Raw genomic sequence first — 13,579 nt, forward strand, 5'->3', positions numbered from 1 at the left:
ATGGAAAACCGGTCCAACCATATCCTGGTCGGCGGCGTCGTGCTGGCGCTGATCGTGATGACGCTCGGCTTCATCGTCTGGATCGCGGGCTTCTCCGGCACCGACGACCAGCGTTTCGACATCTTCTTCAAGACATCGGTCGATGGCTTGGCAAAGGGCTCCAGCGTCACCTTCTCGGGCGTGCCGGTCGGCAATATCGATTCGATCTCGCTGATGCCCGACCAGCCCGAATTCGTGCGCGTGCGCATCAACGTGAAGGATGGCGTGCCGATCCTGCAGGGTACCACGGCCACCATCGCCGGCGTCGGTTTCACCGGCGTCAGCCAGATCAACCTCGACGGCGCGATCAAGGGCGCACCGCCGATCGCTGAGAACGGGCCTTATGGCGTGCCCGTGATCCCGACCAAGCCCGGTGCGCTCGGCGAGTTGCTGAGCTCGGCCCCGAAGCTGCTCGAACAACTGCAGACGCTGACCGAACGGTTGGGCCTGCTGCTGGACGACCGCAATCAGAATTCGATCGCGAACATCCTGAGCAATCTCGACCGGCTGAGTGGCAGCCTGGCGGACGGTGCGCCGGACATGCGCGCAACGCTGGCCGAATCGCGCGTTGCGATCCGCCAGGCCGGGCTCGCCGCGCAGGAGATCGCGAAGCTCGCCGGCACGACCAACGGCGTGATGGCAAATGACGTGAAGCCGGCGATGGCGAACCTCAATCGCGCGGTCGCTTCCGCCCAGCGCAGTATGGAGACGCTCGATCAGACGCTGCAGGATGCGCGTCCGGGCGTGAAGAACTTCACCACCCAGACCCTGCCCGAGGCCAACCAGTTGGTGCGTGATCTGAGCGAGATGGCCGAAGCGCTGACCGGCGTCGCCAACCGCCTCGATCGCGGCGGCGCTGGCGCGGTGCTCGGCGGCAACAAGCTTCCCGACTATAATCCGAAATGAGAGCCATGACCCCGATCCGCGCGCTTCTGCTTGCCGCTCCGCTGTCGCTGGCGGCCTGCTCGTTCGGCCCCAAGGTGCCGCCGACGCTGATGGTAATGACCCCGGCCGCGATGCAACCGGTAGGCGCGGCACGCAGCGTGACCCAAGGCCAGGCGGTCGCGATCAGCTGGCCGACCACGCCGGCCGCCCTCGCCAGCCTGCGCGTGCCCGTGCAGCAGGGCCCAACCGCGATCGCCTATCTGAAGGATGCACAGTGGAGCGAGCCGCCCGCGCGGCTGTTCCGCAATCTGCTGGCCGAAACCGTCAGCGCGAAGACCGGGCGGGTGGTGCTCGATCAGCGCCAGCCGGTCGTTGCATCGGGCCAGCGCCTGACCGGCCGATTGCTGGCGTTCGGTGTCGACGAGCCGACGTCATCAGCCGTGGTGATCTACGATGCCGCACTGGTCCGCGACGGCACCGAAGGCGCGCAGCTCCGCCGCTTCGAAGCCCGCGTACCACTGACCACGATCGACGTCGCAACGGTCGCCCCCGCACTGAACCAGGCCGCAAACCAGGTGGCAGGTGAAGTAGCCGGCTGGATCGGCGGTTAAAGGCTTTCCGCGCTGCCGCCGGCGAAGAAGCTTGCTGGCGCTACCCCAGGCTCTTTGACACCTGTTCGAACACGTCCTTCGACAGGCCCGGGGTCGCTACGATCCGCTGCAGTTCGGCGCGCATCAGGTTCGCTCTCGCTTCGTCGAAGCGGCGCCAGCGGCCGAGCGGGGGGACCAGCTTGGCCGCGGTCTGCGGATTCAGCTTGTCCACCGCCAGCACCATATCCGCCAGGAAGCGATACCCGCGACCCGAGGCATCGTGGAAGGCGCGCTGGTTGACCGAGAAGGCGCCCACGACCGAACGCAGCCGGTTGGGATTGTTCAGCGTGAAATCTGGATGCTTCACCAGCATCTCGACCACGTCGATCGTGTCGCCACGGGTGGCGAGCGCCTGGGTGGTGAACCATTTGTCCAGCACCAGCGGGTTGTCCCGATAGCGATCGTAGAAGGCGGCGAGCGCGGTCTCGCGCTCGGCACTGGTGCCGTTGGCGAGCACGCCTAGCGCGCCCTGCCGATCGGTCATATTGTCCGCGTCGGTAAACTGGCGCAGCGCCAATGCGGGCACATCCTCCGCCCCGCTCGCCGCCAGATAGCCCAGCGCCACGGTGCGCAGCCGGCGCAGCCCCTTGGCCGGCGGCGTATATTCGTACCGGTTGGATTGCGCGCTGGCATAAGCGGCGCGCCATTGATCCTCGAGCTCGCCGCCCAGCCGGCGGCGCAGCGCCTCGCGCGCCTCGGCGATCGCATCTGGGTCGACCACCAGCATCTGATCGCCGATGAAGGCTTCGGACGGCAGCAGCACCGCTTCTCCGATAAAGGCGGGATCGAGCGCGGCATCGGCCAGCGTGTCGCGCACCGCATCGACGACGGCATCGCCGCCATCGTCCTGGCCGCTCGCCACCATCTGCACCAGCGTATCGACCATCAGCTGCTGCATCGCCTCGTAGCGCGCGAACGGATTGTCGTCGTGACGCGACAGGAACGCCAGGTCCGCCGCCGCCCGGTCGGCCTCGATCACCACCGGGGCGGAAAAATCGCGATTGATCGACAGGATCGGCCGCTCGCCAATTCCTTCGAACAGCACTTCGCCCTGCGCTTGTTCCAGCATCACCAGCTGTTCCGGCCCGAACGGCTGGCCACTGATCTCGCCGAACAGGGCGACCTTCAGCGGGATCGGCATCGGCTGCTTGGCGGGCTGGCCCGGCGTCGGCAGCGTGGCTTGCGACAGGCGCAGCCGCGCGCGGCCGGTGGGCGCGTCATGATCCAGTGTAGCGCGCACGCGCGGCGTGCCGGCCTGCGAATACCAGAGCCGGAACCGCGTCAGATCGGCACCGCTGCCATCTTCCATCGCGGCCACGAAATCCTCGCAGGTGGCGGCCTGCCCGTCATGCCGATCGAAATAGAGGTCGCAGCCGGCGCGGAAGCGTTCCTCGCCCAACATGCTGTGCAACATACGGATCACTTCGGCGCCCTTGTTGTAGACGGTCGCCGTGTAGAAGTTCGAGATCTCGATATAGCTTTCGGGGCGGATCGGGTGCGCCAGCGGGCCGGCATCCTCCGGGAACTGCGCAGCCCGCAGCGCGCGCACATCCTCGATCCGCTTGACTGCGGCGGAGCCCTGGTCGGCCGAGAATTGCTGATCGCGAAAGACGGTGAAGCCTTCCTTCAGCGACAGCTGGAACCAGTCCCGGCAGGTGACGCGGTTGCCCGACCAGTTGTGGAAATATTCATGCGCCACCACGCCTGCGATCGCATCATAATCGGCATCGGTCGCGGTATCGGGATCGGCCAGGATGTAGCGCGAGTTGAAGATATTGAGGCCCTTGTTCTCCATCGCGCCGAAATTGAAATCGGCCACGGCCACGATGTTGAACACCCCCAGATCATATTCGCGGCCATAGACGCGCTCGTCCCACGCCATCGACGTTTTCAGCGCCGACATCGCATGGTCGGTGCGCGGCAGATCGGCCTCCTTCACCCAGATGCCAAGCTCGATCTCGCGGCCCGAACGGGTGGTGAAGACGGCGCGGTTGACGGCAAGATCGCCCGCCACCAGCGCGAAGAGGTAGGTGGGCTTGGGGAAGGGATCATTCCATTCGGCGAAGTGCCGCCCATCCGCCAGATCGCCCGCGCCGACATGATCGCCATTGGCCAGCAGCACCGGGTAGCGCGCCTTGTCCGCCTCCATCCGGACATGGAAGCGCGACAGCACGTCGGGCCGATCCGGGAAGAAGGTGATGCGGCGGAAGCCTTCGGGCTCGCACTGCGTGCACAGCAGCCCGCCCGACGCATAGAGCCCCATCAACTGCGAATTGGCCTCCGGCACCAGCTCGACTTCGGTCTCGACGACATGCGCGTCGCCATCCAGCGCCAGCACCAGCTGCCCGGCCTCCACCGTCCAGTCCGCGGGCGCGCCGTCCACCGTCACGACAAGCGGGGTCAACCCGTCGCCATCCAGCCGCAGCGGCGCGCCCGCCTCGCCCAGTCGCCGCACCTCGAGCCGGGCGAACACGCGGGTGCGCGCCGGATCGAGATCGAACCGCAGCGAGACTTCGGGCACGAGCCAGTCCGGCGGGCGATAATCGCTGCGCTTGACGATGTGGGGCTGGGCGGGGGCAATCATGGCATCGGGCATGGCGCGCGGTTTACGCCTGCCGGCAGGGCGATGAAAGCGCCGAATCCGGCCTAGCCTGCCTCAATCGGCCGGTGCCAGGTCTCCGGCCAGCGTGGGCCACAGTTCCGATACGGTCGGGTGGATCGGCACTGCCCAGCGCAGCGTATCGACCGGCTGGTCGGCATTCATCAGATCCAGGATGCCGTGAATCGCCTCGTCGCCGCCGGTGCCCAACATCGCCGCGCCCAGGATGCGGCGGGTTTCGGCATCGGCGATCAGCGACATGAACCCGGCAGTCTCGCCCTTCTCTACCGCGCGGCCGACCCGCGTCATCGGGCGTTTCGCGATCAGCAGCGGGCGGCCGCTCGCGCGCGCCTGCGCCTCGGTCATCCCCACCCGGCCCAGCGGCGGATCGATATAGAGCGCGTAGCCGGTGATCCGATCGGACACCCGACGGCTGGCCCCGTCGAGCAGGTTCGCGGCCACGATCTCATGATCGTTCCAGGCGGTATGGGTGAAGGCACCCCGCCCGTTGCAATCGCCCAGCGCCCAGACGCCGGGGGCTGATGCGGCCAGCCCATCGTCCACCTTGATATAGCCACGCGCATCGGTTTCGATGCCGGCCGCCTCCAGCCCCAGATCATCGCTATTGGGCCGCCGCCCGGTCGCCAGCAGCACATGGCTGCCCACCACGCGCGGCGCGCCCTCGGCGCAATCGACGCCGACTGAAACGCCGGTCCCCTCGCGCGCCAGCTGGATGCAGGTGGCGCCGGTGCGCACCGCGATCCCCTCGCTTTCCAGGATCGCGCGGATCGCCTCGGACGTGTCGGCATCCTCGCGCCCGATCAGCCGCGGGCCCGCCTCCACGATCGTGACTTCGGATCCGAAGCGGCGGAACATCTGCGCGAATTCCAGCCCAATATAACTGCCGCCGACCACCACGAGGTGGGCGGGCGCCGCTTCCAGCGCGATCATGTCGGCGTTGGTGAGATAGGGCACGTCGCCGACACCGGGCAGATCGGGCACCGCGGGCCGCCCGCCGACGTTCAGGAAGATGCGTGGCGCCTCCAGCAGCATCTCGCCCACGCGGATCCGCCCCGGCCTCTCGAAGCGGGCATGGCCGCGGACCAGCGTCACGCCTTCCATGCCGTCGATCCAGCGCTCGTTGCCGTGTCGCGAATCGAGGATCACCGCGCGCGCCCGCGCCGCCACCACGCGCATGTCCACCGTCACCGGCCCGGTGTTCACGCCGTAATCCGCGCCGCGCCGGGCCAGATGCGCGGCATAGGCGCTGGCCACCATCGTCTTGGTGGGCTTGCAGCCGGTGTTGACGCAGGTGCCGCCGACCAGATGCCGCTCCACCAGCGCCACCGTCATCCCCGCCGCGGACAGCCGGGCCGCCAGTGCCGGGCCGGCCTGGCCCGCGCCGACGATGATCGCGTCGTGCGTGCTCACCGCAGCGACAGGATGATCAGCGCCGCGCCGCCGATCGCGACGGCGTCCTCGATTAGCGCGGCCGGCAGGTCGCGGCCCAGCGCCGCCGCCAGCCGCGCCCTCGCCGCCGCCCCGCCCAGCGTGCCGATCACCGCGCCGATCGCGCCTAAGGTCAGCCCGATCACCAGCGCCCCGCCGGCCGCGCCCAGCGCCGCGCCGGATAGCGCACCCAACAGGATCCGGCCGCCGAACTGCAGCGGCACCTTGCGGCTGGGCGTGGATGGCAGCTTGTCGGTCACCAGCTCGCCCAGCGCCAGCAGCACCAGGATGCCCGCCGCCCAGATCGATCCTAGGAAGGCGAGCGGCGTCGTGGCCAGCGCGACCAGCCCGGAATGCGCGCCGATCGAGACTGCCGCCGGAGCGGTCATCGTGCGCAGCCCAGCGATGATGCCGATCAGCAGCGCGAGGAGGAACAGCATCGGCAATCTCCCGGCCCGCGCGGTCGTTCGGGGCGCGGCACGATCATGCCACGCCCGCTGCCCGCGCAACACCCCGCTTGTCCCCCGCCCCCACCCCCGCTAGCCCGATGCGATGCGCGACTGGATCGGCGAGCGGATGAACTGGCTGCTGGGCGCGATCGGCCTGATCGCCTGGGTCGCCCTGCTGTGGGCCATGTTCGGGGACGTGCTTTAGGAGGTTGGGGACCGGGGCCTGCTCAATGCCCGCTACCACCCTCGGTCGGCGCAAAAGGAGGACATCGCAGCCTTTGTGGGATGTCCACTATCGCCCAGTGGCTGTCGTTGGACGGCGCGACCGCGAACCTTAAAAGCTGACATATGGCCGTTTTAAAGGCCCCTTGGACCGCCCCAATCTATACGGACGTTTGATGCTGCGATCTCACTAACCGCATCAGCATCAAGTAAAACACTGATGGTATGATAACTTCCGTGCCCCCACCATGTTTTCTCGACGATTATCTTCCGGCAAATAAAGGATGGCTGACCTCTCAGCTTGGAGCGGTCAGCAAATAAGAAACAGGAAAATCCATTATCCTTTAGGGATGATATTGCCGTTTCCACTGCTCCTCCGTCTGAGAGTCTCGCTTTCGCGATTTCTGCTTCTCGCTCTACTTGGCTATTCACGCTAACCTGCTGACACGAAGATATGCCTCCTAACGCGATCAGATACCCGAGGCCGGGAATACGTTGATTGCCCACCTGATGCCCTCTCGCGTTCACGCATCTCACTTACGTCGGCTTCTGTCTCCATGCATCCGAAAGCTGCCTGTCGCCTACCCACCAAAGTCGGACGTTCGCCCCAGGCCTAACCCCGCCCGAACGGCGCGTTCAGCTTGACGATCTGCCAGTTCAGCCACGCCGCGAAGCTGACCCATACCAGATAGGGCAGGATCAGCAGCGCCGCCGTCTGCGAGATCGGCCAGAGCCCGATCAGCAGCGCCACCAGCGATCCCCACAGGAAGATCACTTCCACCAGCGCCCAATCCGGCCGCTTCGCCTTGAAGAAGAGCGGGCTCCACAGCAGGTGGCAGAGCGCGTTGACCAGGAACAGGATCACGACGCGGTTGCGGTCCGCCGGGCCCGCCGCCGCCTGCCAGGCGATGCCCGCGCTGGCCGCCGCCATCCCCAGGATCAGCGTCCAGGCCGGGCCGAATAGCCAGTCCGGCGGGTTCAGCCGCGGCTTACGCAGCGCCTTGTACCAGGCGCCGACTTCGGTCAGCAGCCCGCCCGCCACGCCGAGCACGATCGCCGCGCCGCCGCTGACGAGGAAAGGGGTAAGCGCCATCGGCGAGTGTCCGTCTTGTGATACGTCACGTGCGTGATACACATTGGCGATGCGCCAGTCCTTCCCATTCTCGGCGATCGTCGGCCAGGAGGAGATGAAGCGCGCGCTGCTGATCGCCGCGGTCGATGCGCGGGTCGGCGGGGTGATGGTGTTCGGCGATCGCGGCACCGGCAAATCCACCGCCGCGCGCGCGCTGGCCGCGCTGCTGCCGCCGATCTCGGTCGCCCCCGGCTGCCGCTACGCTTGCGAACCCGGCACCGCCACCTGTCCGGAGCCGGAGCGCCATGCCCGCGGCAAGGCGATGCAGCCGGTGCCGTTCGTCGATCTGCCGCTGGGCGCGACCGAGGATCGGGTGACCGGCGCGCTCGATCTGGAACGCGCGCTTGGCCGCGGCGAAAAGGCGTTCGAGCCCGGCCTGCTGGCGCGCGCCAATCGCGGCTTCCTCTATATCGACGAGATCAACCTGCTCGAGGATCATATCGTCGATCTGCTGCTGGACGTGGCGGCATCGGGAGAGAATGTGGTCGAGCGCGAGGGGTTGAGCATCCGCCATGCCGCGCGCTTCGTGCTGGTGGGCAGCGGCAACCCCGAAGAAGGCGAGCTGCGGCCGCAGCTGCTCGATCGCTTCGGCCTGTCGGTCGAGGTCCGCACGCCCGCCGACATCGCGCAACGAATCGAGATATTGAAGCGGTGCGACGCGTATGAGCGCGATCCGGCAGCCTTCGTCGATCGCTTCGCGCGCGAGGAGAAGCGGACGGTGAAGCGCATCGCTGCGGCCCGCGCGGCGGTCGGCAGCATCGCGATGCCGGATGAAATGCTGGCGCTGGCGGCGCGGCTGTGCAGCGCGGTGGGGGCGGATGGGCTGCGCGGCGAACTCACGCTGATGCGCGCCTCGCGGGCGCTGGCCGCGCTGGATGGCGATGCCGTCGTCCAGGTCCAGCATGTCCGCCAGGTCGCGCCGCTGGCGCTGCGCCACCGGCTGCGGCGCAACCCGCTCGACGAGACCGGATCGACGGTGCGGATCGAACGCGCGCTGGGCGAGCTGGCGGCGGCATGACGGCGGCGGCCGGCGCAAGCGCTGCGCTGGCCGATGCGGTGCTGGCAGCCCGGCTCTGCGCGCTCGATTTCGGGTTGGGCGGGCTCACCCTGCGCGGCGACGGCACCGCGCGTGATCAGGTTCTGGCCGAACTCGATCGCGCGCTGCCTGCCGCGGCCCCGCGCCGCCGCCTGCCCGGCCATATCGATGCCGATCGGCTGGCCGGCGGCATCGATCTGGCCGCTGCACTCGCCGGCCAGGGCCTGCGCACCACCCCCGGCCTGCTGGCGGAAGCGGCGGGCGGGCTGATCGTCGCGCCGATGGCGGAGCGGTTGGATCCGGCCGTCGCCGCGCGCGTGGCGCATGCGATCGATGCCGGCGGGCCGGATCGCTTCCTGACCGCTTTGCTCGACGATGGCATCGGCGACGACGAACGCCCGCCGGCTGCACTGACCGAGCGGCTGGCCTTCCACATCGATCTCGCCAGCCCCGCGCCGCCCGGCGATGCGCCTGCCGCCACCCCGATCGGCGAGGATGCGGCGATCGCGGCGCTGGTCGAGATCGCCGATGCGCTGGGGGTGGCTGGTGCGCGCGCGCCGCTGCTGGCGTTGCGCGCAGCGCGGGCGGCGGCACGGCTGGTCGATCGGGCGGAGCTGACCGAGGCCGATCTGCGCCTGGCCGCGAGACTGGTGCTGGCCCCGCGCGCCACCCGGCTACCGCCCGCGGCAGAGGCCGAGACGGCGGAGCCACCGCCGCCATCTGGCGATCCCCGCGAGGCGGAAGGCGAAGGATCGGGCGATGCGCTGGCCGACACGGTGCTGGATGCGGCACGCGCGCTGCTGCCGCCCGATCTGCTGGCCGGTGCCGACGCGCCGCGCGCGGGGCGCGGGCCGGGCACGCGATCGCGCGGATCCGGCCAGCGCCGGCGATCCCCCACCCGTGGCCGCCCGGCCGGCACGCGCCCGGGCATGCCCGGCGGCGGCGCGCGGCTGAGCCTGATCGAAACGCTGCGCAGCGCCGCCCCGTGGCAGGCGCTGCGCCGGGCCGACGCCGCCGATCGCCGCGTGCGCATCCGCCGCGATGATCTGCGCATCCGCCGCTTCGTCGCGCGGGCCGAGCCAGTGACGATCTTCGCGGTCGATGCGTCGGGATCGGCGGCGCTGGCGCGGCTTGCGGAAGCCAAGGGCGCGGTGGAGCTGCTGCTGGCCGAGGCCTATGTCTCGCGCGCGCAGGTGGCGCTGGTGGCGTTTCGCGGGCAGGCGGCGGATCTCCTGCTGCCCCCCACGCGGTCGCTAGCCCGCGCCCGGCGCGCGCTGGCCGAGCTGCCGGGCGGCGGCGGCACCCCGCTGGCGGCGGGGCTGGATATGGCGCGCGGGCTGGCGCTGGCGGAACGCGCGCGCGGCCGCACGCCGTTCATCGTGCTGCTGACCGATGGCCGCGCCAATGTCGCACGCAGCGGCACCGGCGGCCGCCCGGAGGCGGAGGCCGAGGCCCTGGCCGCCGCTCAGGCGATCCGTGGCGACGGGCTGGACGGGCTGTTCATCGACACCGCCCCCCGTGCCCGCCCGGAAACGGCGGCGCTGGCTGTGGCGATGGGGTTCCGCCACCTGGCCATGCCCCATGCCGATGCGCAGCGTATGGCAGGCGCGGTGGGCGCAATGCGGCCGGCTCCGCGATGAGCTATCGCCCGCGCTGGGCGGTCGAAGGCCGCGACTGGCCGCTGCGCCCGCACAGCCGGTTCGTGACGGTCGGGCCGATGCGCTGGCATGTGCAGATGCTGGGCAGCGGCCCGCCGGCGCTGCTGCTGCACGGCACCGGCGCCGCCACCCACAGCTGGCGCGGGCTCGCGCCGTTGCTGGCCGAACGCTTCACTATGATCGCGCCCGATCTACCCGGCCATGGCTTCACCGAAGGCCGCCCGCCCGGTGGCCACGGCCTGCCCGCCACCGCCCGTGCCGTCAGTGCGCTGCTGGCGGAACTGGGCGTGGCCCCAACGCTGGCGATCGGCCATTCGGCGGGCTCGGCGATCGCGATCCGGATGGCGCTCGATGGCGGCATCGCACCCGATGCGCTGGTCGGCCTCTCGCCCGCGCTGGCGCCTTTCCCGGGCATCGCGCGAAAACTGTTTCCGGGGCTGGCGAAACTGTTGTTCGTCAATCCGCTGATGCCGTCGATCCTGTCGCGGATCGCAGGCGGGCCGGATGAGGTGCGTCGCTTCCTCCTGCGTGCCACCGCCTCGCCGATCGATCAGGAGGGGGTCGATTGCTATGCGGCGCTGTTCGCCACCCCGGCCCATTGCGCGGGCGCGCTGGCGATGATGGCGCATTGGGATCTCGAACCGCTCGAGCGCGATCTCGCCCGGCTTCGGCCTCAAGTGCTGCTGATCCACGGCGCGGCCGACCCCGCCATCCCGACGGCATCGGTGCGGTCCGCCGCCGCGCGAATGCCCGCCGCCACGCTGGACGTGCTGCCCGGCCTCGGCCATCTTGCGCATGAGGAGGGCCCCGATCTGATCGCCGACCGCATCCTCGCTTTCGCCGCGTGTGCCCGTTCCGCCCCGATTGTGGAGACCGTCGCATGAATCCCGCCCATTACGGCCTGGTCGAAATGGCCTTCACCGGCATCGTCATCCTGGGCCTTGCCGTCTGGCAGCTCGTTTCGGTCAACCGCGAGATCGCGCGCGACAAGGACAAGTCAGCCGATCGCCCGCGGCATCCGGTAGGGGAGCATCCCGTGGACGATCGGTGATCGGAAACGGTTCATCGCCAGGCTTTCATGCACCGCGCGCACGGTTTCCCCATCCAGCCGGGTCTCGATCGCCGAGCGCGAATAGAAGGGCGCATCTTCCCAGGTGCGGATCACGCGCGGGCGGAAGCCGGCATCGGCGCGGGTGGCGCGCGGCATCTGGAACAACGTGCGTGGCAGTCGCGCGGCAGGCGGCAGTTCCATGTCGCGCCAGCGCCCCTGGCGATCACAGCGCAGCGCCAGCGCGAACCGGTCGCCCGCGCGCCGCACGCCTTCGTACAGAACCACCACGTCGCGCGAGAGATGCGCGCGCGACCAGTTCCAGTCGATGAAGCCGTCCTCCAGCGGTTCCGCGCCAAAATTCGAATCGATATAGGCCGACCCCTGCCAGCGGAGCGCGGGCGACTGCATCTCCACCTCGATCCGCGCACGCGGCGCGATCGGGTGCCAGATGTGGCGCTCGGCTGGGTCGAGCGCGAACCGGGTGGCGCCCAGCGCCTCGGGCCAAACGCGCACCGTGCCGACCACCTTGCGCGGGATCGGCACGCCCACCTCGGCGATGTCGATGCGCAGGCAATCGCCCTCCCACGTCACCGCGCTCGGCCCCAGCACCAGCTGGTCGCGGCTGCGTGACACCTGCGATCGCGGCCGTTCGGTCATCGTCCAGCGTCCGCCGCCGCGTCCGTAGAGCGCCACGTTCAACGCGCAATGATCTTCCGGGTCGCGCCGCCCCGCCCGAGCATAATAGGGGGAAAAGACGCTGCCGACGAAGGCGATGATGGTCAGCCCGTTGCGGCCATCGTCGCTGAAGGCGTCGACATACCACCAGGCATAGCCGCCGGGCGGTACCGCGCCGTCGAAGCGAGGTCCCTCAGCAGGCGATCGACGGCAGTCCGCGCCGAAAGCGCCGCCATCGGCACGCCCGCGCCCGGATGGGTGCTCCCGCCCGCGCAGTAGAGCCCAGGGATCCGCGTCCGCGCGCCCGGCCGGAGGAAGGAGGCCGCCCACCCGTGCGAGGCCCGTCCATAAAGGGCTCCACCCGTCGACGGACACAGGCGCTCGAAATCGGTCGGGCTCAGCAGCCGCGTGGCGTCCGGCTCCAGCGCCAGCGAGAGCCCGGCGGACGAGAGGGTCGAGAGCATGTGCTGGCGGCATCGATCGGTCTCCGCTGGGGTGAAGCCGCCCGCATCGCCGGTGGGCGGGGCGTTGACGATGATCTGGAAGCGCTCGGGCCCGGACGGATCGGGCACCCCGTCCCCCCGGTCCTGCGCGCAGACATAAACACTGGGATGCTCCGCCAGCCGCCCGGCATGCAGCGCGGCGAACTCCGCCGGATAATCCGGCGAGAACATCACATTGTGGCGCACCAAGGGGAAGCCGCGCGTCTCGGCTCGCGCCAGCCACACCATCGCCGAAAGCGATCGGCGGCGCGGCGGCACCCGGCCTACCGCACGCGCGGCCTGCGCGCCGAAGCGGCCGTCTGCCAACGCTGCAGGATCGGCATTGCAGATCACCGCATCGGCCGCGATCCGCTCGCCCCCCGCCAGTTCCACGCCGCGTGCTCGCCCGCGCTCGACCAAGATGCGCGTGACCGGGGCGCGGTAGCGATAGCTGGCGCCGTTGGCCCGGCCGAGCGCTTCGAGCGCACCTGCCAGCGCATGCATCCCGCCATCGATCAGCCACACGCCCATCGCTTCGACATGCGCGATCAACATCAGCGTGGCGGGCGCCTTGAACGGAGAGGATCCGCAATAGGTGGCGTAGCGGCCGAACAGCTGGCGCAGCCGCGGGTCGCGGAAATGATCGCCGAGCGCCGCCCAGAGCGCGGTGTAGGGCCGGATCGCCAGCATGTCGGGAAAGCCGCGCAGCCCCATCCGCCAGGTCAGCCCGATCGGATTGGTGCGGCCGGCGCGCAGGAAGCTGCGGTCGAGCGTATTGTAGATCCGCGCCGCCTCCGCCCGGAAGCGGGCATAGCCGCGCGCCGCCTCGGCCCCCGCGAAGTCGCCGATCGCGGCTTCGCTGCGGGCGGGATCGGCGAACAGGTCCAGCCGGTCCGCCCCCCAGGCGTGGCGCGCCAGGATATCCGCCGGCCGCATCGTCAGCGCGGCCGACAGCGATCCGCCCGCTTCCTCGAAAATCTCCTCGAACAGGTCGCGCAGTGTGAACACGGTCGGCCCGGCATCGATTGCAGCACCACCCGCGTCCAGCGCGCGCAGCTTGCCGCCGGGGGTGGGGGCCGCTTCCAGCACGATCGCCTCGATCCCGCGCGCGGCCAGCAGCGCGGCGCTCACCAGCCCGCCGACGCCCGCCCCGATGATCGCGACCCTTCGCGTCTCCACCCGCGCTCTCCTCGATTGACCGGCTATAGCATCCGTCCAATAAGTTGGACACCTCAAAGCGTCGGAAGCGATC

At 69.7% G+C, this 13,579-nt stretch carries 12 protein-coding genes; 6 read left to right on the top strand and 6 right to left on the bottom strand.

The genetic code is table 11. The features are described 5' to 3' along the window. Positions 1-945 (top strand): MlaD family protein, encoded by a 945-nt coding sequence (locus ABC347_RS11825; RefSeq protein WP_413245926.1) that lies wholly within the window; start codon positions 1-3, stop codon positions 943-945. A 5-nt stretch (positions 946-950) separates the two neighbouring features. Continuing rightward, positions 951-1,535 carry an ABC-type transport auxiliary lipoprotein family protein gene (locus ABC347_RS11830; RefSeq protein WP_413245927.1) on the top strand — a complete coding sequence of 195 codons (585 nt, stop codon included), beginning with the start codon at positions 951-953 and terminating at the stop codon, positions 1,533-1,535. A gap of 40 nt (positions 1,536-1,575) precedes the next feature. Here the strand turns inward: ABC347_RS11830 and pepN are convergent, their stop codons facing one another. The 4 genes from pepN to ABC347_RS11850 all read right to left on the bottom strand — a co-directional run bounded on the left by pepN (position 1,576) and on the right by ABC347_RS11850 (position 7,386). Then, on the bottom strand, positions 1,576-4,170 hold the full coding sequence (pepN, locus tag ABC347_RS11835; RefSeq protein WP_413245928.1) for an aminopeptidase N: 2,595 nt from the start codon (positions 4,168-4,170) through the stop codon (positions 1,576-1,578). 60 nt (positions 4,171-4,230) lie between these two features. Next, positions 4,231-5,604, bottom strand: coding sequence for an FAD-containing oxidoreductase (locus ABC347_RS11840; protein WP_413245929.1), 1,374 nt, complete (start codon positions 5,602-5,604; stop codon positions 4,231-4,233). Continuing rightward, positions 5,601-6,062 (bottom strand): DUF4126 domain-containing protein, encoded by a 462-nt coding sequence (locus ABC347_RS11845; protein ID WP_413245930.1) that lies wholly within the window; start codon positions 6,060-6,062, stop codon positions 5,601-5,603. Before ABC347_RS11845 ends, ABC347_RS11840 begins: the two co-directional genes overlap by 4 nt. Before the next feature lie 844 nt (positions 6,063-6,906). Further along, entirely contained in the window at positions 6,907-7,386 is a 480-nt protein-coding gene (locus ABC347_RS11850) for a TspO/MBR family protein (protein ID WP_413245931.1), read from the bottom strand. A gap of 49 nt (positions 7,387-7,435) precedes the next feature. Here ABC347_RS11850 and bchI point away from each other — a divergent pair, with 49 nt between their 5' ends. The 4 genes from bchI to ABC347_RS11870 are packed head-to-tail and all read left to right on the top strand — an operon-like array spanning position 7,436 to position 11,170. After that, positions 7,436-8,443 (top strand): magnesium chelatase ATPase subunit I, encoded by a 1,008-nt coding sequence (gene bchI, locus ABC347_RS11855; RefSeq protein WP_413245932.1) that lies wholly within the window; start codon positions 7,436-7,438, stop codon positions 8,441-8,443. Beyond that, positions 8,440-10,101: a magnesium chelatase subunit D gene (locus ABC347_RS11860; RefSeq protein WP_413245933.1), complete on the top strand. Its 1,662-nt coding sequence runs from the start codon at positions 8,440-8,442 to the stop codon at positions 10,099-10,101. The genes bchI and ABC347_RS11860 overlap by 4 nt, the downstream gene beginning before the upstream one ends. Next, a complete protein-coding gene (bchO, locus tag ABC347_RS11865) occupies positions 10,098-11,003 on the top strand; it encodes an alpha/beta fold hydrolase BchO (protein WP_413245934.1) in 906 nt (301 codons plus the stop codon). Before ABC347_RS11860 ends, bchO begins: the two co-directional genes overlap by 4 nt. Next, positions 11,000-11,170 (top strand): hypothetical protein, encoded by a 171-nt coding sequence (locus ABC347_RS11870; protein ID WP_413245935.1) that lies wholly within the window; start codon positions 11,000-11,002, stop codon positions 11,168-11,170. The genes bchO and ABC347_RS11870 overlap by 4 nt, the downstream gene beginning before the upstream one ends. Here ABC347_RS11870 and ABC347_RS11875 read toward each other — a convergent pair. Both ABC347_RS11875 and crtD read right to left on the bottom strand, forming a co-directional pair. After that, positions 11,117-11,953, bottom strand: coding sequence for a hydratase (locus ABC347_RS11875; protein ID WP_488199651.1), 837 nt, complete (start codon positions 11,951-11,953; stop codon positions 11,117-11,119). The genes ABC347_RS11870 and ABC347_RS11875 overlap by 54 nt on opposite strands. Next, a complete protein-coding gene (crtD, locus tag ABC347_RS11880; RefSeq protein WP_413245936.1) occupies positions 11,950-13,506 on the bottom strand; it encodes a 1-hydroxycarotenoid 3,4-desaturase CrtD in 1,557 nt (518 codons plus the stop codon). Before crtD ends, ABC347_RS11875 begins: the two co-directional genes overlap by 4 nt. Between the last annotated feature and the right edge of the window lie 73 nt (positions 13,507-13,579).

Source organism: Sphingomonas canaveralia, assembly GCF_047238125.1.
Taxonomy (GTDB): Bacteria; Pseudomonadota; Alphaproteobacteria; order Sphingomonadales; family Sphingomonadaceae; genus JBDFMH01.